The organism is Gemmatimonadales bacterium (genome assembly GCA_019637315.1).
Taxonomy (GTDB): Bacteria; Gemmatimonadota; Gemmatimonadetes; order Gemmatimonadales; family GWC2-71-9; genus SHZU01.
The window spans coordinates 106,689-126,500 of record JAHBVU010000006.1; the positions used below are offsets into that span (position 1 = coordinate 106,689).

The 19,812-nt window shown below is 64.7% G+C and carries 15 protein-coding genes; 4 read left to right on the top strand and 11 right to left on the bottom strand.

The window, feature by feature from the left end; all coding sequences use genetic code 11:
- Positions 1-89: 89 nt before the first annotated feature.
- Entirely contained in the window at positions 90-1,367 is a 1,278-nt protein-coding gene (locus KF785_07565; protein MBX3146618.1) for an aminotransferase class V-fold PLP-dependent enzyme, read from the top strand.
- 19 nt (positions 1,368-1,386) lie between these two features.
- On the opposite strand, the gene KF785_07570 is transcribed toward KF785_07565, so the two are convergent.
- The 6 genes from KF785_07570 to KF785_07595 form a co-directional block, all read right to left on the bottom strand.
- Entirely contained in the window at positions 1,387-2,400 is a 1,014-nt protein-coding gene (locus KF785_07570) for an MBL fold metallo-hydrolase (protein MBX3146619.1), read from the bottom strand.
- Positions 2,401-2,466: 66 nt separating this feature from the next.
- On the bottom strand, positions 2,467-3,594 hold the full coding sequence (locus KF785_07575) for an acyl-CoA desaturase (protein ID MBX3146620.1): 1,128 nt from the start codon (positions 3,592-3,594) through the stop codon (positions 2,467-2,469).
- Positions 3,595-3,818: 224 nt separating this feature from the next.
- A complete protein-coding gene (locus KF785_07580) occupies positions 3,819-5,057 on the bottom strand; it encodes an aminoacetone oxidase family FAD-binding enzyme (GenBank protein ID MBX3146621.1) in 1,239 nt (412 codons plus the stop codon).
- 165 nt (positions 5,058-5,222) lie between these two features.
- On the bottom strand, positions 5,223-5,741 hold the full coding sequence (locus KF785_07585) for a hypothetical protein (GenBank protein ID MBX3146622.1): 519 nt from the start codon (positions 5,739-5,741) through the stop codon (positions 5,223-5,225).
- A gap of 118 nt (positions 5,742-5,859) precedes the next feature.
- Positions 5,860-7,203 (bottom strand): hypothetical protein, encoded by a 1,344-nt coding sequence (locus KF785_07590; GenBank protein MBX3146623.1) that lies wholly within the window; start codon positions 7,201-7,203, stop codon positions 5,860-5,862.
- Positions 7,204-7,342: 139 nt separating this feature from the next.
- Positions 7,343-7,591, bottom strand: a complete 249-nt coding sequence (locus KF785_07595; protein MBX3146624.1) for a hypothetical protein — start codon at positions 7,589-7,591, stop codon at positions 7,343-7,345.
- Between the two features lie 151 nt (positions 7,592-7,742).
- On the opposite strand from KF785_07595, the gene KF785_07600 reads away from it, so the two are divergent.
- Complete coding sequence (locus KF785_07600; GenBank protein ID MBX3146625.1) at positions 7,743-8,630, top strand: ABC transporter ATP-binding protein; 888 nt, start codon at positions 7,743-7,745, stop codon at positions 8,628-8,630.
- A gap of 3 nt (positions 8,631-8,633) precedes the next feature.
- The gene (locus tag KF785_07605; GenBank protein ID MBX3146626.1) at positions 8,634-12,221 is read left to right on the top strand and encodes a hypothetical protein; all 3,588 of its coding nucleotides are present in this window, start codon (positions 8,634-8,636) and stop codon (positions 12,219-12,221) included.
- 52 nt (positions 12,222-12,273) lie between these two features.
- On the opposite strand, the gene KF785_07610 is transcribed toward KF785_07605, so the two are convergent.
- From KF785_07610 to KF785_07630, 5 genes are read right to left on the bottom strand one after another with little or no spacing between them, the layout of a single operon-like run.
- Positions 12,274-13,635: an aminopeptidase P family protein gene (locus KF785_07610; GenBank protein ID MBX3146627.1), complete on the bottom strand. Its 1,362-nt coding sequence runs from the start codon at positions 13,633-13,635 to the stop codon at positions 12,274-12,276.
- Entirely contained in the window at positions 13,632-14,768 is a 1,137-nt protein-coding gene (locus KF785_07615; protein MBX3146628.1) for an aromatic ring-hydroxylating dioxygenase subunit alpha, read from the bottom strand. The genes KF785_07610 and KF785_07615 overlap by 4 nt, the downstream gene beginning before the upstream one ends.
- Positions 14,769-14,796: 28 nt before the next feature.
- Entirely contained in the window at positions 14,797-16,344 is a 1,548-nt protein-coding gene (locus KF785_07620; protein MBX3146629.1) for an NAD(P)/FAD-dependent oxidoreductase, read from the bottom strand.
- Entirely contained in the window at positions 16,341-17,912 is a 1,572-nt protein-coding gene (locus KF785_07625) for an NAD(P)/FAD-dependent oxidoreductase (protein MBX3146630.1), read from the bottom strand. The genes KF785_07620 and KF785_07625 overlap by 4 nt, the downstream gene beginning before the upstream one ends.
- Positions 17,909-19,102 (bottom strand): aminomethyltransferase family protein, encoded by a 1,194-nt coding sequence (locus tag KF785_07630; protein MBX3146631.1) that lies wholly within the window; start codon positions 19,100-19,102, stop codon positions 17,909-17,911. The genes KF785_07625 and KF785_07630 overlap by 4 nt, the downstream gene beginning before the upstream one ends.
- 149 nt (positions 19,103-19,251) lie before the next feature.
- On the opposite strand from KF785_07630, the gene KF785_07635 reads away from it, so the two are divergent.
- Positions 19,252-19,791 carry a C40 family peptidase gene (locus KF785_07635; protein MBX3146632.1) on the top strand — a complete coding sequence of 180 codons (540 nt, stop codon included), beginning with the start codon at positions 19,252-19,254 and terminating at the stop codon, positions 19,789-19,791.
- The last annotated feature ends 21 nt before the right edge of the window (positions 19,792-19,812 follow it).

A 19,812-nucleotide genomic window follows, 5' to 3' on the forward strand; every position in this document is an offset into this window, starting at 1 on the left:
AAAGAACTGATGGCAGGTCGCATGCCCGGGTTGCCAAGGAACCCGACCGGGCGGACATTCTATCGTATCCCCTCCACGAGGCTCCGTCGATGCCGTCGCGCCGTGCCTTTGTTTCGACCGTCCTGGGCGCCGGGGCAGCGCTCCCCGCGTTCCGTCCCGACGCGTTCAGGAGCGTGCTCCGCGCAGCCGAACGCGGTACCGGGAGCCCTGGCGACGAAGCCTACTGGGGTGAAATCCAGCGGGCCTTCGATGCCGACCGAACCATGATCAACCTCAACAGCGGAGGAGTGAGCCCAACCCCGACCCATGTGCTCGAGGCAATGATTCGAGACTTGCGGTTCTCGAACGAACTGCCCGTCAACCACATGTGGACGGTGCTCGAGCCGCGCATCGAAAGTGTCCGCCGCGACCTGGCACGGGACTTCGGCTGCGACCCCGAGGAAATGGCAATAACCCGAAACGCCTCGGAAGCCAACGAGATCATGATCTTCGGGCTCGACCTCAAGCGCGGCGATGAGGTCATCGTGACCAATCAGAACTACCCGCGCATGCTGACCGCCTGGGATCAGCGTGCCAGGCGCGACGGCGTGGTGATCAAGTCGATCGGGTTCCGGGTTCCGCCACCTTCGCAGGAGTATCTGGTCGAACAGTTCCGCGCCGCCATTACGCCGCGAACCAAGGCCATCGAAGTCACCCACATTACCAACCTGACCGGGCAGATCATGCCGGTTCGGGAAATCGTCGCGATGGCTCGGCCGCTGGGCATCGAGGTCTTCGTGGACGGCGCCCATGCCTACGCCCACTTCCCATTTCACCACCGCGACCTCGAGTGCGACTACTACGGGACCAGCCTGCACAAGTGGTTGCTGGCGCCGGTTGGGACCGGCTTCCTGTACGTCAGGAAAGCCAAGCAGCGCTCACTCTGGCCACTGATGGCGGCCAGCCGCGAGCAGGACAATGACATCCGGAAGTACGAGGAAATCGGCACCCATCCTGCCGCCAACCACAACGCCATCTCAGTCGCCCTGGCTTTCCACCGCTCGATCGGTGCCGAACGCAAAATTGCTCGCCTGCGCTACCTGCGCGATCGCTGGGCCCGCCGGCTCCTGGCCGACAGCAGTCGCGTCTCGGTTCCCACGCCACTCGACTCGCCCTATGCTGGTGCGATCGGACTCCTGAGCATCGAAGGAGCGAATGTCGACAAACTGCAGGCATGGTTGCTCGACCGGCACCGGATTCAGACGGTCGCAATCGTTCACCCGGAGTTCAGCGGACTCCGGATCACGCCGAACGTGTTCAGCACGCCGGACGAAATCGACCTGTTCGGTGATAAAGTGATGGAGGCCATCCGGAGCGGCGTGGCCTGACCCTCGACGGGAGCGGCAATCAGACGGTCACGTAGCGCAACGCCGGGTTGAACTCATCGACTACCTGATCGAGGTTGGCAACCCGCAGGTGGCCGCGTTCGTAGAGGTACTCCACGTGGGCCCCGATTTCCGTCAGGGCAAGGAGGATATTCCACCCCTCGACCCCGGGGTACATCCGGTGCCGGAGTTCCTCGATCGTGGTGCCCGCCCCACCACGCAACGCGTCGGCAATCCGATCCAGCTTGCGCCGGTGATCCACCCGAATTGCCTCGATCCTCGGATAGAACTCGGCAAGCGGCGTCTCATGCCCGCCAAGCGCCAGGCGGACCCCGGGAACACGTTCAATCTTGTCGAGCGAGTCGAGGTAGTGACCGAGCCCGGTCCAGGCCGTAATGCTCTCAGGGTTCTGGTGCGGCGTCGTCCGGGGCAGCACGTGGTCGGCTGACAACAGAATGTCACCGATCTTGAGACAGACCTGCCCCGGGCAGTGACCCGGCGTATGAATGACCTCGATCCCGTCGAGGGTCTGCCCGTCCTCCAGCGTGAAGTCGACCGGGACGCTGCGCAGATGCTGCTTCCCGAACGTGTACATCTCGAGCAGCGCGCCACGATCCTGCTCCGGCACTCCAGCCTGCGTCAGGTAGAACAGCAGCGCCTTGGTGGCCACCACGATGCGCTCCTCGTATCCGGCCAGCACCCAGCGGTCCAGCTCGTGGATTCCGACCTTCGCCGTGACTGGCCCTGACAGCTGCGCAATCCCGCCGAAGTGATCCAGGTGACCGTGCGTGATGATGACCCGCTCGATCTCGGCCGGCCCTGCCCGTTCACCGTACTCGCGGCGCACCTGGTCGAGACCGGCCAGCAGTTGGGGCGTCGAATCACCGTAGCCGCTTCCGGTGTCGACCAGCGTCACCGGCCCCGCGCCGACGAGGAGGTAGCAATGCACCACCAGACCGGGAAAGGCCTCGCTCGAGATGCGGTAGATGCGAACTCCGGTATCGCTCTCGAAACGGAGCGGAGGGGGAACAGTCATCCGAGGGGGTACCAGGCGGCTCGAACCGGCCGCCGGTCCTTCGACCTGCGGCTGCGCACCCGGAGATCAGGCTGGCGCGACCCGAGTCACGTCGCTGCCCCGGCGCGCCCACGCCTCGGGGCCAAACGCCCGCAGCATCCGGTAGTGGGAGCGGACCGCCGACATCAGCGTCGGGTTCTCGTAGTACGGCACCCCGTGCTTCGCAGCAGTGCGCTGCACAATCGAGCTGATCGCCGGATAGTGGACGCTGCAGACCTTGGGAAACAGGTGATGCTCGATCTGGTGATTCAGGCCGCCAACGTACCAGGTCAGCAGCTTGTTGTTCCGAGCAAAGTTCGCCGTGGTCTCCATTTCATGGAGCAACCACTGATCCTCCATGCGTCCGTGCTCGTCGGGCGCAGGAAACTCCGGCCCCTCCACCACATGCGCCAACTGGAAGATGACGCCAAGAATGAAACCGGCAACCAGGTGCATGACTAAGAACGCCACCAGGTACTGCCACCACGCGACATTGGTCAGCAGCACCAGCGGGATGATCAGCGCCCAGATGTAGTAAAGGCCTTTGGTCACGAACAGATTGACCCACTCCCCCGTCGGGTGCTTCTTGTCCTGATACGGCCCCAGGTTCTTCTGGAAGAAATACTTGTAGTCCTTGCCGAAGACCCAGAACAGGGTCGAAAGCCCATACGCGAAGAAAGCGTAATAGGGCTGAAAGCGGTGAATCCACAGCAACGGCGAGTTGGGCGACAAGCGAAGCAAGGGCGAAACCGTCAGGTCCTCGTCGACACCTTCAATATTGGTGTAGGTGTGGTGGATCACGTTGTGGGTGATCTTCCACAGGTAGCCGTTCGCACCGAGCACGTCGAACAGCCGTCCGATCATCGCGTTGACTTTCGGATTGTCGGAATAGGCACCGTGCAGCGCGTCGTGGGTCACGGCAAACCCGATCCCGGCAAAGCCGATTCCCATCAGCACCATCAGGCCCAGCAAGGGCCAAAAGGTGGGATTGAGCGCCAGCACCAGCCCATAGCTGCCGAAGGTGAGCAGGACCAGCAGCGCCGTCTTGATCACCATGCCTGCATTGGCCTTAGTCGAGATCCCGCGACTCTTGAAGTACTGGTCGACCTCTTGTTTGAGCTCGCGGACGAACGCTTCCGCGTTGCGAGCCGGGAATGTGATGCCCGAAGTGGTCAAGTCGTTCTCCTGCAACTATTTACAGAACGGGGAACAGCAGGCCGAAATTGGCAGGGGTCTAGCCCTGACGAAAACTGCATCCGAAGCCATTGACCGGCAAGTCTCGGTAGCTCCAGGACCGACCGGACTTGAGGCGTCGCAACTGTCGGCGGACTTCATTTGATGGCTCATTTTCGGACACTGGATCGGCCTTGTACCAGGGTCGCATCAGAGCTGATCGGGGTTCAGGGACGGGACGGACTACCCGCCGCGCCCAGGCCCGCCAGGCGCCCGGTCGCCCAGGCCCAGCTGAAGTTGTACCCACCAATCGGTCCGAAGGCATCGAGGATCTCGCCGCAGAGAAAGAGCCCGGGGGCCCGGCGGCTCTCCATGGTCGCCGGGTGGACCTCCCCGAGGCCGACCCCCCCGCCCGTGACTTCTGCTTTCTTGTAGCCTTCGTCACCGGTCCAAGGCAAGGGATAGTCCGCGACCGCCTGCACCAGGATCCGACGCTCCTCCCGACTGAGTTGTGAGAGGGTCCGATCCGCTGGTACCCCCGCCTCCCCCAGGAGCCGTGCCGCTAGCCGATCCGGCAACTCGGCTCGGAGTACGGTGGCCACGGTCTGCCGGGACTGGATTCGCAACCGCTCGTCCCAGGCCGCGGGATCTGCCCCGGTCCACCGCACCCGCAGCTCGGCATCCCCCCTGCCCAGCAAGCGCGACCGGACCGCCAGATGCGAGACATCGAGCACCGTCGGACCACTGTAGCCGCGGTGGGTGAAGAGAAAACCGCCATCCGACTCCGCCGTCTCGCCCCTCCACGAGGCCACGATCCGCACCCGCAGCGACACCCCCGCAAGCTCCGCATGAACGGACGGAGCTGCCGTCAGGGGTGTCAGCGCCGGATAGGTCGGCACCATCCGATGGCCCAGCCGCTCGGCTACGGCCAGGCCGATCCCGTCGCTGCCTGTCTGCGGAACACTGAGGCCGCCGGTCGCCAGGATGATGCGGTCTGCGCCGAGCACGGTCCCACCGTCCAGTTCTGCGTTCCACCCCGAGGCGGTCGGCACCAGGTTCCGGACGGTCACCCCGAATCGGAATGAGGCCCCCGCGGCACGGGCTTCTGACACGAGCCGGTCGCGCACCTCACGCGCCCGGTTGGATACCGGGAACAGCTTGCCGGTGTCGGGTTCCAGGGCCAGCGGAATACCCAAGGTCGCCTCGAAGAAGTGCCGCTGCGCATCGAGCGGCCAGCTCCCCAGCAGACGGCTCAAGATGCGGCGGGACGAATCGGTCACGAACCGCCGCTCCGCGGCCATCGACGGCAGCACATTGCACCGGCCGCCACCGCTGATCAGGATCTTGCGGCCACCGTCGGCCGTCCGCTCCAGTACGGTAACTTGCGCACCGACGCGGGCCGCATGGATCGCCGCCATGAGACCAGCTGCTCCAGCACCGACCACGAGCAGGCGGGGGTCAGCCACGATCGGCGCTCGAGGAGTTCTCGGGCGGGACCCGCACGGAACACCAGGTTGATCGAACGACAAACGGCCGCTCGCGCCGAATCATCCTCGGCGGGGCGGCCGTACTCAGCATGCCGTACTCAGTATCAGGTTGCCGGACGTCGAGCATCCTGGCCCGACGCATAGTCAGCGTCGACCGCCCCGGTCTCTGTCCCCCTTGGGTCGGGTCTTTTCCCGTTCCACCGCAGCGGCTTCCGCACGGCGGATCATCTTCTCCGGACTGATCGGGTTCGCGCCGGGACGAGGGGCCCCCATCTTGAGCGACATCTGACCCGACTCGTCGGTCGCAACCGTCACCGGCCGCCCCCCCCGAACCTCGTAGACGCCGAGCACTTCCTCACCAACGGTGGCGCCCGGCTTGATCCGGTCGACCAGGGCCTCCCGGTTGGCGAATCCTTCCAGCGACAGGAACTTGACCCCGCTGGCCCCCTGGATCCGGATCAGGGCGGCAAAACGGGCGCCGCTGAGAGCCCGGATCGACCGAAGATCGGTGCCTTTGGCCAGTTCCCGGGCCCACCGGGTGGCCTCCTGCTCCTGCGCCGACATGGGCTGCGCAGGACCGGCACCAGCCGCTGCGCCACGCTTTTGCTGCTTCTGCTCCTGACTCCGACGGAGCCGCTGCAGATACTCTGGTTCGTCCGACACGGGGTGGTTCCTCTACCTAGTTAGTCTGGTAGGATAAGAGAACGAGAGAGTGGATGAAAGGCCCCAGCTACCGCGGTAGCGGGTCACTGACCCGCTGCCCTGCCGCCAGCATCGGTTGTCAGCGGGCGTCGGCCGGCCCTTCGATCCGTCGTACCAGCGGGCTCGTGGGCTCTGCGCCACGGCGCACCTCGATCTCGGCGGCCGCGCCGATCCGAAGCCAGAACGCGCCTCCCCCAGGTGCAGCCCGCAAGGCTCGCGGCGTCGGGTGCAGGAACAGCCCGGTCGCATCGACCGTGTCGATCGCCACGGCGAGTTGAAGGTCGCCAACTTCGCGAATCCGCCCGCCGGTCCGTGCCACGGCATCATCAAAGTTGATCGCCAGGTCAGCGGCAAAGGGGGGCCCACCCGGGAGAACGACCTTCCCGCCCAGCACCAGCAGGTCGTTCGCTCCGCCCGCGTTGAACGGCAGATCGTCATACCAGGCGGCGGAGGCACGGGCATACCCACCGGTTGCGATGGCGTCGAGCGCCGCGAGAATCCCGGCAACGTGCAGCGCGCGCAGCCGCTGCTTCTGCGGGTCGTCGGGCAGCGCACCGCTTTCGATCAGGACCGTGCTGGTTCCCCATTGCTGCATCAGATCGCCGAACGCACGCGGGTTGAAGCCGTCATCGTATTTGGCAACCCGACCCGGCAGCTCCGCTTCGAAGAACCGGGCGAGCGTCGCGGCCACCAGGCGGGCGCGCGTGCGCACCTCGTTGTAGCTCCGCTCCGCATCGAACGGCGGCGCCAGCAGCGCAATGCCCGCCTGGCGGCCTGTCTGACCAACCCGGCTGCGGGCGTTCTGATCATGAAGGTTGAACCCGAACTGTGGGTTGAAACGATCTCGAAAGCCCTTGAGCGCCTGCCCTTCCGGCGTCGACAGGCGGCGGGCGTCCCGATTGATGTCGATGCCCCAGGCATTCTCCCGCTGAAAAAGCTCGGCGCCATCCGGGTTGAGCATCGGAATCAGGGCAACCGTCAGCTGGCTCCGCAGTCGCTCGCGCAGTGAGTCTCCCTCGGCCTCGGCCAGAAATCGGAGGATGTCGGCCAGGGCCATCGACGCCGTCGACTCGTCTCCGTGCATCTGCGACCACAAGAGGACCGTGACCGGCCCGCTGCCGTAGGTGACGGCCCGGATGGCACGCCCCTGCACCGACTGGCCAATCTGCTCCGTTCGGAAAACAGGGGAGGCCAGTGACGGTTCCACCGCTTTCCAGTAGCTTGCATGATTGAACCGGCGCTCGGCAATCGCGTCGACCCGATAGCGCCCGGCCAGGTCGAGCCCGACCCGCGCATCGATTGCCGTCGGCTGATCCTGAGAGCTCGTTCGGGGCGCGCCCTGGTCCGGACCGCAGGCGCCGAGCACCAGCAGCATGGCGAAGGCGGGCGCCACTGCACGAGGGAATCGACCACGAATCGGCATCGGCACAGGAGTTTCTCGCTGCGAAGGTCGGAAGGAGGGGCCGGCCAAATGTGCGCCGATCCCCGGACCTGAGCAAGCGTGCCCCACCTGGGCTGGTCGGGGCGCTGGGGCTGGATCTCGCTGCGCCGCGAGCGGCGCGCTAGCGGGGCCCTCGGAGACCAGTCATAAAGTTCCGCTGCGCCTCCGCGATCGTCGCGTCCCGGGCGGCCTGATCTTCGAGTTCCTCCGGGGAAGGACTGAAGCGGAGCGAGGCCTGGAGGCGATCCCCGGGGTGGACTGCGGTATCGTCGGTGATCTCCGCCAATAACGCCGCTGCCCGACGGATCTCGTCCGAGCTCTGGCGGAGCACGTCAACGGGGCGGGTGGCGGAAACCGGTCGGATCATCATTCCGTACTCGAAAAGGGTCGGACTCCTGAACCCTCTACAGTATCGGCAGGCTGCAAAGAAAACTTGAGCCCCGACACCGGTCACGCCTTCCGGATCGGGAATCGATCTCCACCGGCTCCCCCTCGAGCCGAATAACCAGTGAGGACATGCCGTGGCACTCGTGATCGAGAATCTGACCAAGACCTATCCCAATGGTGTCCGGGCCTTGGCCGGCATCAACCTGACGATCGGAGCCGGGATGTTCGGTCTGCTGGGGCCCAACGGCGCTGGCAAGTCGTCGCTGATGCGTACCATTGCGACGCTACAGCTGCCCGACTCCGGCAGCATTCGCTTCAACGACATCGACGTGCTCCAACGCCCCGACGACCTGCGGCGCCAGCTCGGATACCTCCCCCAGGAGTTCGGACTCTATCCCAACCTCTCGGCGGAACTGACCCTGGATCATTTTGCCACGATGAAGGGCGTCATCGATCGCGGCGAGCGGCGCGACCTCGTCGCCGGCCTGCTGAACCAGACCAACCTCTACGGGGTCCGCAAGAAGCACGTGGGCACCTTCTCCGGCGGCATGAAGCAACGGCTGGGCATCGCGATTGCCCTTGCCGGCAACCCGAAGTTACTGATCGTCGACGAGCCGACAGCCGGCCTCGATCCGACTGAGCGACACCGCTTCCTGAGCCTCCTGGGCGACATCGGCCGCGACGTGGTCGTGATCCTCTCAACCCACATCGTGGAAGACGTCCGAGAACTCTGCAACACGATGGCGATCATCAACGCCGGCAGTGTGGTCCTGTCGGGAGATCCACGCGCCGTCATCGAGGCGCTGCGCGGCAGAATCTGGCGGCGAACGGTTGCCAAGCAGGACCTCGATACCGTCAAAGCTGCCCATCATGTGATCTCGAGCCGATTGCTGGCAGGCACACCGGTCGTCCACGTCTACTCGGAGACCTCGCCCGGAGACGATTTTACGCCGGTCGAGCCCGGCCTGGAGGACGTCTATTTCCATCAGCTCGAACTCGCCGGCCGGCGAGAGGCGGCCTGATCGATGCTGCGCAATGTCATGGCGTTCGAGGTCCGCTACCACCTGACCCGGCCGGTCACGTACCTCTATTTCACGGTCTTCTTCCTGCTGGCGTTCTTCATCGTTTCGACCGATGTCGCAACGGTGTCCGGAGCAGGCGGCCAGGTCAAACGCAACGCGCCCTTCTTCGTCGCCAATACCATGATGATCCTGGTAGCCATTGGCCAGGTCATCGTCACCGGCCTGGTTGGCACCGCAGTGCTGCGCGACTACCAGTATCGGACTCACGAGCTGCTCTTTACCACCCCGATTACCCGTTTCGCCTATCTCGGCGGGCGCTTCTCCGGGGCCTTTCTCGTCATGGTCCTGGTTCATCTGGGGATTCCGCTGGGCCTCTGGTTCGGCTCCCTGATGCCGTGGATCGACCCGGAGCAACTGCTGCCGGTCCGCACCGTTGGCTATCTTCGCCCGTTCCTCGTCCTCGTACTCCCATCGGTCTTCCTGCTCAGCGCGATCTTCTTCGCGGTCGGCGCGCTGACCCGGAGTCTCTTTGCGATCTACACCCAGGGCATCTTCCTGCTGGTGGCCTGGAGCATTGCAGGCCAACTCTTCAACGACCTGGACAATCGGGACCTGGCGGCCCTGCTCGAACCCTTCGGACTGCAGGCGTTCGGGTGGCTGACACGCTACTGGACCGTCGCTGAACGTAACACCTTGCCGGTACCACTGAGCGGCATCATCCTCAGCAACCGCTTGCTCTGGACCGGAATCGCCGCGGCCATCGTCGCGATAACCTTTGCCGTATTCCGTTTCCGCAGCGCCCCGCCCACGTTGCGGCGCAGTCGCAAGCTGGTCGAGGAATCGGGTGAGGCGTTCAGCGGCGGAGCGGTGCTGACCGCCTCCGCACGACAGCAGTACGGAGCCTCCGCCTGGCTCCGCCAGTGGTTCAGCACGACCCGACTTTCGTTCTGGAGCATCGTTCGACAAGTCCCGTTTCTGGCCATCGTGACGGTCGGCGTCATCAACCTGGCCATGTCCGCCCATTACGCCGACACGATCTTCGGCGCCAAGACCTGGCCCGTCACGTACAACATGCTGGAGGTCGTCGAGGGCGCCTTCCTGATCTTCTTCATCATCCTGATCACGATCTACGCAGGCGAGGCAGTCTGGCGCGAGCGCCAGCTGCACATGGACCAGATCACCGACGCGTTGCCGACACGCTCGAGCGTGTCACTCCTGGGCAAACTGTCCGGCCTGATCCTGGTGCACATCCTGCTGCTCTTCGTGATGATGGCGTCGGGAATGGCGGTCCAGACGCTCAAGGGTTATACCAACTACGAACCGGGTCTCTACCTGACCTACCTGTTCGGAACGACCCTGCCGCAGCTGATTTTCGTCACGGTCCTGGCCGTCCTGGTCCACGTGCTCGTGAACCAGAAATTCGTGGGCCATGTGATCATGATTCTGTTCTGGATCGTGCGAAGCGTGCTCTCCGAACTCGGCCTCGAGCATCAGCTGTTCGCCTACGGCAGCCTGCCTGGCTTCACCTATTCGGACATGAACGGCTTCGGTCCATTCGTTCCGAATCTGACCTGGTCGCTCGTCTACTGGAGCGGCGTCGCGGGTCTCGTCGGTGTGCTGGCACACCTGTTCTGGATTCGAGGTACGGCCATGCCCTGGCGTGCCCGGCTTGCCGTTGCCGGACGACGGTGGCAGGGACCAGTCCGGGTCGTGACAGTGGCCGCTGCCCTCGTCGCGGTCTTTGGCGGCGGCGTGATCTTCTACAACACCAACGTGCTCAACCCCTACACGACGAGGGCTGAAACACGAAGCCAACGAGCAGACTATGAGCGGACCTACAAGTCGCTTGCCAGTCTGCCCCAACCGCGTCTGATTGCGGCCGATGTCCGAGCCGACCTGGAACCGGAGCGACAGGCGTTTGCCCTGACCGGAACGCTAACATACCTCAATCGCGCCGAACGTCCGATCGACTCCATTGTCGTTACGTCGAGCGTCATCGACCTGGCAATCGATACGCTCGCATGGAGCCGAGCGGCCAGTATCCTGGTCAGCGACAGCGCGAAAGGCACCCGAATTTTCCGGCTCGAGGAGCCGCTGGCACCCGGCGACACCATCCAGCTGCGCTATCGAGCCAGTTTTGCGCAGCGAGGGTTCCCCAACTCAGGACCGTCGACGGCTATTGTCGCAAACGGGAGTTTCATCAACTCGTCGTACTACCCCGTTCTGGGCTATCAGGCGAGCGGCGAGTTGGCCTCCGACGAGGACCGCCGAAAAGAGAAACTGCCGCCCAAGGACCGGATGGCGCCTCTCGAGGACGAGCACGCGCGCCAGGATACCTATCTCGGTGTCAACGCCGATTGGATCAGCTTCCGCGCCACCGTCAGCACGGCCCCGGACCAGATCGCCATTGCCCCGGGATACCTGGTGCGCGAGTACGAGGAGAACGGACGTCGGGTTTTCGAGTACGAAATGGACCGCCCGATGCTGGCCTTCTTCTCGTTCCTCTCGGCCCGCTACGAAGTCCGCCGCGATCGATGGAATGATGTAGCACTCGAGATCTACTACCACCCCGGGCACGAGTACAACCTCGACCGGATGATGGCGTCGATGAAAACGTCGCTGGAGTACTTCTCAACTCACTTCAGCCCCTACCAGTTTCGGCAGGTTCGCATCCTCGAGTTCCCGCGCTACGCCGGCTTTGCCCAGGCCTTTCCCAATACCGTTCCCTACTCGGAACGGATCGGTTTCATCCTGCGCGCCGACCGAAAGGACGACCTCGATATCCCGTTCTATGTCACCGCCCACGAGGTCGGCCACCAGTGGTGGGCGCATCAGGTCATTGGCGGCAATCTGCAGGGCTCAACCCTCTTCTCGGAGGGCCTGGCGAACTACTCTGCGCTGACGGTGATGGAAAAGGAGCTCGGTACGGAGAAGCTGCAGCAGTTCCTCTCCGAGGAACTCGACCGGTACCTCGCCGGACGGGCCACTGAGACCAAACGGGAAATGCCCCTGCTGCGAGTCGAGAACCAGCCCTATATCCACTACAACAAGGGCTCCCTCGCGCTCTACGCGCTCCGCGACTACATCGGTGAAGACGCCATGAATCGCGCCCTGAGCCGCTTCCTCGCGGACAAGGCGTTCCAGGCGCCCCCGTTTACGACCAGCCGCGAGTTCATAGGGTACCTCGAGGCGGAAACGCCTGACTCGCTGCAGTACGTACTCGAGGATCTGTTCCGCACCATTACGCTCTGGGACAACAGCGTCGAGTCCGTCCGGGCCACCCCCAGAGAGGACGGCAGGTACGACGTGAGTCTCGCGATTCGTTCGCTCAAGTTCCGGGCGGACAGCGTCGGCAATCAGACCGAGATTCCAGTCAACGATCTGATCGACATCGGTGTTTTCGGAGCTGCCGAACCCGGGAGCAAGCTGGGCCCCGCCCTCTACCGGGCCAAACACTGGATCCGAAGTCGCGATACCACCATCACGGTCATCGTCGAGTCGGCACCGCGACGAGCCGGAATTGATCCCTACAACAAGCTGATCGATCGCGATCCAAGGGACAACGCACGAGACGTTACGACCCAACCGTAAGCAGAAGAGCCCGCCGCGGTCGCGGCGGGCTCTTCGCACCTCGGAAATCACCCTAGCGGATCAGATGGAAGCGGTCCTGGCGCTTGAGTACCCAGCTGGGCCGACCGTCGCGCCCGACAAAGAAGTCCTCCTCCTGCGCAATCCGGACTCGCTGCCCGCCCCACTCGGGCACCGGCGTGGTCACCTGCAATTCGCTCGAATACCACATCCCGGGAATCACCTTGTGGTCGCCCCGGCCAGGGACCCCTTCCTGGCGGTCCCAGAGGCCAATCAGCGGCCCGGCCCCATGACCATGCATCCCGACCGGATGGCTGTACATCGTGCCATCGAGCCCCTCACGATCCATCGTCGCACGAACCGCACGGAGAATCTCGTTGCCGGTTCGCCCCGGCCGGACCTCTTCGAACAGGATATCCTGGGCCCGGTTCGCGCGCGACAAGGCACGCTTCAGTCCCTCGGGAGCATCGGTTTCGCCCTCGCGAAGGACGTACGCATTGTGTTGCGTATCCGTATTGAGCCTGAGCGCCGTCAAGCCGACATCACACCAGATCAGGTCGCCCCGCTCGATTACCGGGTCTGCTCCCAACTGGTCGGCAGTGGCACCCCGCCTCTGCACAGCAACCGACGGCTGAAACCAGGTCCCGATTCCGAGATCGGCAACCCGCTGCCGCCACCACCAGACGAGGTCACTGGTCCGGGTTACGCCCGGCGTGATGGTCCGGGAGGAAAACATCTCCTCGATCATCGACCAGACGAGCGCAGTGAGCTCGCGGAAGAACACTTCCTCCTCGGGCAACCGGGAGGCGATGAAGTCCACCGCCAGACCCTCCGCCGGCCGGAAGCGACTCGTCCATTCCGGGCCCAGCGCCTCCGACATTCCGGCCAGCTCGCCCGATGAGAGGCCATCGGCAAAGGCAAAGGTTCGCGAGGTGTTGATGCCGATGACCTTGGGCTGCCGCGCCTCGATCACATCCTTGAGCACCAGCCACTGCTGGTCGCCCCAGAGTTCGGCCTGTTGCCCTGCAATAGCGCCCTCGACCGCTCGCGTGGAGCGGACCGCCTCGTAGAGCCCACCTTGCGACGACCCGCCGAGCGCAATCCGCTCGACCCCGCGCTCAGGGCCGCGATCGAAGAAGACGTAGATGGTCCGGCGTCGGGCCGCAAAGGTGGTCGGCGAGACCAGGCTCGTAAAGACCGGATCCTCGTTGTACTCCTGGGTCGGGATCACCCACATGTCGACCCCGTAGGCTCGCATCAGCGGTGGCAGGATCGTCTCCAGTCGCTTCGCAAGCCAGGCTTGCTGCCGCTCGGCCTGTTCACGAACGGTTCCGAACGGTCGCTGCTGCGCGGCAAGATCTGCCCGGATCCCCGAGAGAACTGCCAGCAGCAGAACCAGGCCGATGGGTCGCCTCATGCCGCCCGTCCCATCAAGTCGAGATAGGCGCGGTCCCACGCCGCCGGCATGCTCTCGCGCGCTGAGTACGGCCCAGGCTGGTAGCGCCGGGACTTGATGCCCAGCAGGCTTTCCTCGGTAATCTGCCAGTCCTGGCGGTTGGTAACATCCCACATCGCAATGGCATCCTCCGGATGAAAGTCTGGGGCGTCAAATGCCTCGGGGTGAAAGAGCCACTCGCTCTCGACCACGGTCTGCTCGGCCGAGACCGGCCAGACGGTGTAGTAGTTGACGTAGTCGGGGTGAATGCTCAGCATCAGATTGGGCATCACAGTGTAGTAGTAGGCTCGCCGCCTATCGTCCGGCGATAAGTCGGCAATCAGCCTCGCCGCGTAGCGACCCGAGGTCGTCACGCTCTCGGCCCCATCCACGATCTCCATATAGCCGCCCAGGTACGGGCCCTCCACGAGATCGTTGGCACCACTCTGGTACGGCAGGCGACAGGACAGTTCCGGATGAATCATCGGACAATGGAGGCACTCGGAATAGTTCTGATAGATCAGTTTCCAGTTGGATCGGATCTCGTAGCGAACGCGGTGTCCGCTCCGAAGCCGATCGAGGCCGAACCGACTGAGCCGCCCGACCAGCGGCGCGGCCATCACCTCGAATGGTTGCGCCTCCGAGTCGAGGTTGACGAAGAGGAACCCTTCCCACGTGGCCACCCTCGCACTGTGCAACCCATAGTCAGACTTGACGAAGCCTTCGACATCCTGCATGTGCGGCGCACCAAGCAGCCGGCCGTCGACACCGAAGGTCCAGGCGTGGTACGGGCACTGAATCGACCCAGAGAAACGCCCGGCCTCTGCCGAGCAGAGTCGAGTACCGCGATGCCGGCACACATTGAAGTGCGCCCGCACGTCGCCGCTCCGATCGCGAACGATGATCAGAGATTCGCCCGCTATGCTGCAGAGGTAGTAGTCTCCCGGCTCGGCAACCCGGTCCGCCCGACCGACGCAGTGCCATTGTGTCAGGCCGATCCGCTCGGACTCCTCGGCAAAGATCTCGGGCGACAGGTAATACGCCGCCGGCATGGTGAACGACCCCTGCCGGAACGTGGTCGTGGTTCGGTGAAACTGGTTCATCTCTGTCGTCATCGAGCATCGAGCTCCCTGCCCTGATGTGCTAGCTTCGCCCACCCAGCACCGCCTGTGCGGCAAGCCAGGCAGAAGCCCCGACGATACCTCCCCCCGGATGGGTACCGGATCCGGCGAGATAGAGTCCGGTCACGGGCGTGGCATGCTGCGACCATCCTGGAATCGGGCGCATGAACAGAATCTGGTCGAGCATCATCTCACCCTGACTCAAGGCGCCCTCCCGCAGTCCGAAATCTCGCTCGATGTCGAGCGGCGTGAGCACAGCACGATCCCGAACCAGCGCTGCAAAGCCGGGAATCCGGTCGCCGGCGACGCGGAGGGCCAGATCACCGACTGTATCGCGCAGCGCGTCCCAGTTGCCTTCTCGAAGCTGATACGGCGTGAACTGGACGTGCAGCACCGCTACATGCTTCCCCGCAGGAGCAAAATCAGGATGGGCTATGGTGGGGAATCGGACCTCCACATAGGGCGCGTCCGACATCCGCCCGTACTTGACCGCGTCATACGCGCGCTCGAGATACGGAACCGACGGAGCCAACGCAATCCGTCCGTCGAACCCGGGCGGCAGCGGCGGCAGACCGTCGAGGGCGACCATCACCTTGGACACCGCGCCCCGGTACCGGATGTTCCGTACCGCCTGAATCACCTCCGGGTCGAGCCAGACCGGATCCACGACCTCGAGGAGCGTGCGGTAGGGGTCCAGCGTGGAAACGACTTCCTCGCAGGCAAGCTCCTCACCGGAGGACAGCACCACGCCGCGGACCCGATAGTCGTCGATCCTGAGGTGAGCAACCCGCGCATCCGCCCTCAGATCGACACCAACCCGCCGGGCCTGGGCGACCAGCGCGGTGATCAGCGCCGACGGGTCGGTGCCCCCACGGATCCGATAGCCACCTGGCTCGCTGCCCACCTGGCGGTGAAGCAGCGCAAACGTTGTCCCGCCCGAGCATGGCCCCTGGCACAAGTCGGTGACGGCGTCCGCCGCGACGATGCCCTTGAGGGGATCGAACTGAAATTGCTCGTCCAGCAACTCGGCAACAGCCATCGGCACGACCCGCAGCACTTCGACCATCTCCGCACGACCGAGACTGCGCAGCTTACGCCCAAGCTTGAGCAAGCCGACCATCTCGCCCACACTGTCCGCATCGACCCGCGGCGCAGCCGAGACATACAAAGTCCGGAGCAATCCGGCCAACCGGTGCAGCCGCCCCGCGAAGGCCGGCCAGGCTGCCGCATCATCCGGAGCGTAGCGGCGCAGACTCGCCGCTGTCTCCCCTGGGTCAGCATGGACTTCGAGCCATTCCTTGCCGTCGACGGGGGCGGCAATCCGCGCGACCGGGTCCTGAGCCGCCGGAAAGCCGAGCCCGATCCCGCGGGCCACCTCGGGCGGAAACCACCCCGGATCACCCGCCATGGGGAGCGCACGATAGCCAGGCACAAACTCGATCGGGCGGAGTACCCCGCCGAAGTCCGACCCCGCCTCGAGCAGCATGACCTTGGTACCCGCCCGGGCCAGCCCGATGGCGGCAACGAGCCCGCTCGAACCGCCGCCGATCACGACCGTCGGAACGCTCATTGGTCCGCCAGAATCCTGAGCGCAGCAAGCCGACCGGAGGCGCCCATGATGCCGCCTCCCGGGTGGGTGCCCGCGCCGCACTGGTAGTAGCCACGGATGGGAGTTCGGTACCGGGACCACGCCGCCGCCGGCCTGAGGAAGAAGAGCTGCTGCAACGCCAGCTCGCCCGCAAAGATGTTGCCCTCCGACAGCCCGGTGATCCGCTCGATGTCGACCGGCGTCAGGACCTGTCGATGGAGGATCGCACTCTTCAGGTTCGGCGCGTACCGGGTCAACGTATCGACCACGGCGTCCCCGAACGCCTCCCGCTTCGCGTCCGTCCAGCCGCCGTTCAGGTGGTACGGGGCATACTGTACGAAGATGCTCATTACATGCTTACCAGGCGGCGCCATGCCCGGGTCGATCATGGAGGGGATCACGATGTCCATATATGGACTGCGGGAGAACTCGCCGTACTTGGCATCATCATACGCCCGTTCCAGGTAGTCGAGGCTCGGGCTGATGGAAAACGCTCCCCGGTGCTGCGGGCCGATGCCCGGCATGCAACTGAAGTTCGGCAGTTCGGAGAGCGCCAGGTTCACTTTGCCGGACGAGCCGCGGAACTTGAAGCGCCGGACCGCATCGACGAGGTCGGTGGGCAACGCGGCGGGATCGACGAGCTCGAGAAAGGTCCGGCGCGGATCGAGGCCGCTCACCACCAGCGGCGCCCTGATCTCTTCCCCGCTGTCGAGCACGACCCCGGTCGCCCGGTCGCCCTGGGTCAGGACTTTGGCCACTGCGGCGTTGGTCCGGATCGTGGCCCCGAACGACTCCGCCGCGCGGCCGATGGCGTTACTGATCGACCCGGTGCCGCCCTTGGCAAAACCCCAGGCCCGAAACGCCCCGTCGATTTCGCCCATGTAGTGGTGCAACAGCACATAGGCCGACCCCGGAGAGCGCGGCCCCAGAAAGGTACCGATGATCCCGCTGGCCGACTTGGTGGCCTTGAGCGGATCGAACTCGAACCACTCGCCGAGGTAGTCGGCGGAGCTCATGGTCATGAGTTTGTACAAGGCGTGGAACCGATCCGCACCGAGCGATCGCATGTGCCTGCCCAGCTTGAGCATGCCGCGCAGATCGCTGGGGGCAAGCGACGCCGGGTCCGGCGGCATCATGCCCAGGATCGGTCGAACAGCCATGGCCATGTGGTGCATCATCCGCCCGAACTCGACCGTTGCCTCCGCATCGAGCGGCGAATGCCGGGCGATTTCCCGCCTGGTCTGGTCCGGATCGGCCCACCCGGCGAGATAGTCGCCGTTGTCGAGTGGTGTGACCGTACTCTCGAGCGGCAGGATCTGAAGCCCGTGCCCCGGCAGGTCGAGCTCACGGATGATCTCCGGACGCAGCAGGCTGACAACGTACGAGAAGACGGAGAAGGTGAAGCCGGGAAATACCTCCTCGCTCACCGCTGCTCCACCAATCAGATGCCGACGCTCGAGCACCAGGACCTTCCGGCCGGCACGGGCCAGGTACGCAGCCGTGACCAGACCGTTGTGCCCGCCGCCGATGACGATGGCATCGTAGCTCACGCAACCGCCTTCTTTCGGGGCGGATCGAAGAAAGGAAGTGCCGTTACCCGAGCGTGCGCCCGGCGACGATGGTGTTCGACGGTCACTTCCATCTCGACCCGCGTCTCAGGCGCGGCATGGGCGGCCTGGAGGTGCGCCAGAGCTAGATATTTCTTGAGCAGCGGCGACCAGCAGCCGCTCGAGGCGTAGCCGATCTGTCGCCCGTCGCGATAGACCGGTACGCTGGCCCGCCACGCGACCGAGGGCAACGCGGGCGGAAGACCAACCGACGCGTACAGCGCCTCCAGCGACTCCCACTCGACTTCGATTCCGACGAAGCGCCAGGCCGCACCGCGGACCCGCTCGGTCGCCAGCGCCCGCCGACCGTTGAACGGGCCTTTCTCGAAGCTCACAGTCCAATCGAGCGACAACTCGAACGGGGTCGACTTCTGAGGCTCGATCAAGGCCCGCTCGGCCGAGTGATAGTCGACGTCGAGCATGACGAGCCCAGCTTCGATCCGGGCCGTATCGAGCGCCCAGATGCCCGCAGGGGTGATCCCGAACGCAAATCCCTCCGCCATCAGCGCGTCCCAGACTGCCAGCGCACCGTGCGCAGGTACCCACAGCTCGTATCCGAGGTCGCCGGTGTATCCCGTCCGCGACAGGTCGACAGGAACCCCGGCAATCCGACGGGAGGTCGTCCGAAAGTACCGCAGGTCGTCGATCGGGCGATCCGCCACCCGGTTGAGGATGTCCCGCGAGAGCGGTCCCTGCAACGCCAGCGCACCGACCTGATCCGACAGGTCGGCGATGTCGACCTGCATCCCGAATGCGTTCCGATGCAACCACCGGAGGCTTGGCTCGGCCGAGGTCAGCCGGTAGGTCTCGTCGTCCAGCCGACTCACGGTTCCGTCATCGACCACTTTGCCCCGAGCATCGCACCAGGTCGTATACATCACCTGACCGACGGCGGCAGACGCCACCTGGCGCGTTACCATCCGATCGAGCAGCCGGCCGGCATCGCGACCCTGGATCAGGTACTTGTGAAGCGGAGAAACGTCAAAAAGGGCCGCGGCGTTGCGCACGGCCGCATACTCCCGATCAGGGGCCATGTCGTAGGCGCTTGCTACGGCGTGCCCCGCCCAGCGCCGCCATGCCTGGCCGGTAACGAGCGGTGCCGTCCGCTCGTGAAACGGAGTCGTCTTGAGCATCGGGATTCCCTGGCCGCGGATCGTGCGTAAGGACGATGGTCGTCGCAAGATACAGCCGCAAAGAACCCCTCGACAGATCGCCGCTCGACCCCCTTGTTCGGATTATCTACGGTGGACATCGGGCCGTGTCGGGGCTAAATATTCCTGCTATGTTGAAACGGCTCTCCCTCGCCACAATGGCGCTGCTGCTGACCTTGACCCTCCCGGTCCAGGCCCAGACAGCCAAGCCATTTGCCGAGTTGAGCCGAACCCTCCTGGCCGGGCGTGACTCGCTGGTCAAGGTGACCCGGGATCAGGTCGGACTTCGCTACCGCCTCGGCGCCAAAGAGCCTGGCAAGGCGTTCGACTGCAGCGCGCTGGTCCAGTGGGTCGCGGGTCTGTTCGGACGAGACCTCCCGCGGACAGCAGCCCAGCAAGCCAACGTCGGCATTGCCATCCCGAAGGATCCTGACCAGCTCCTCCCCGGCGATCTCCTCTTCTTCGGACGGGGTCGCGCGGTCGACCACATCGGCATTTACGTCGGCGACGGGGTGTACGTCCATGCGGCCAACCGCCGTAAGGGCGTCATCGAAACCGAGTTGGCCCGCACCAAGAGCACCTACTGGAAGGGTGTCCGCCGGATCTTCATCGAAGCCGACAGCGCCTTGCACTTCACGCCCAACATCGTGGCGACACCCTCCGGCGACTGACCCTCCGCAGGACCCGTTCGA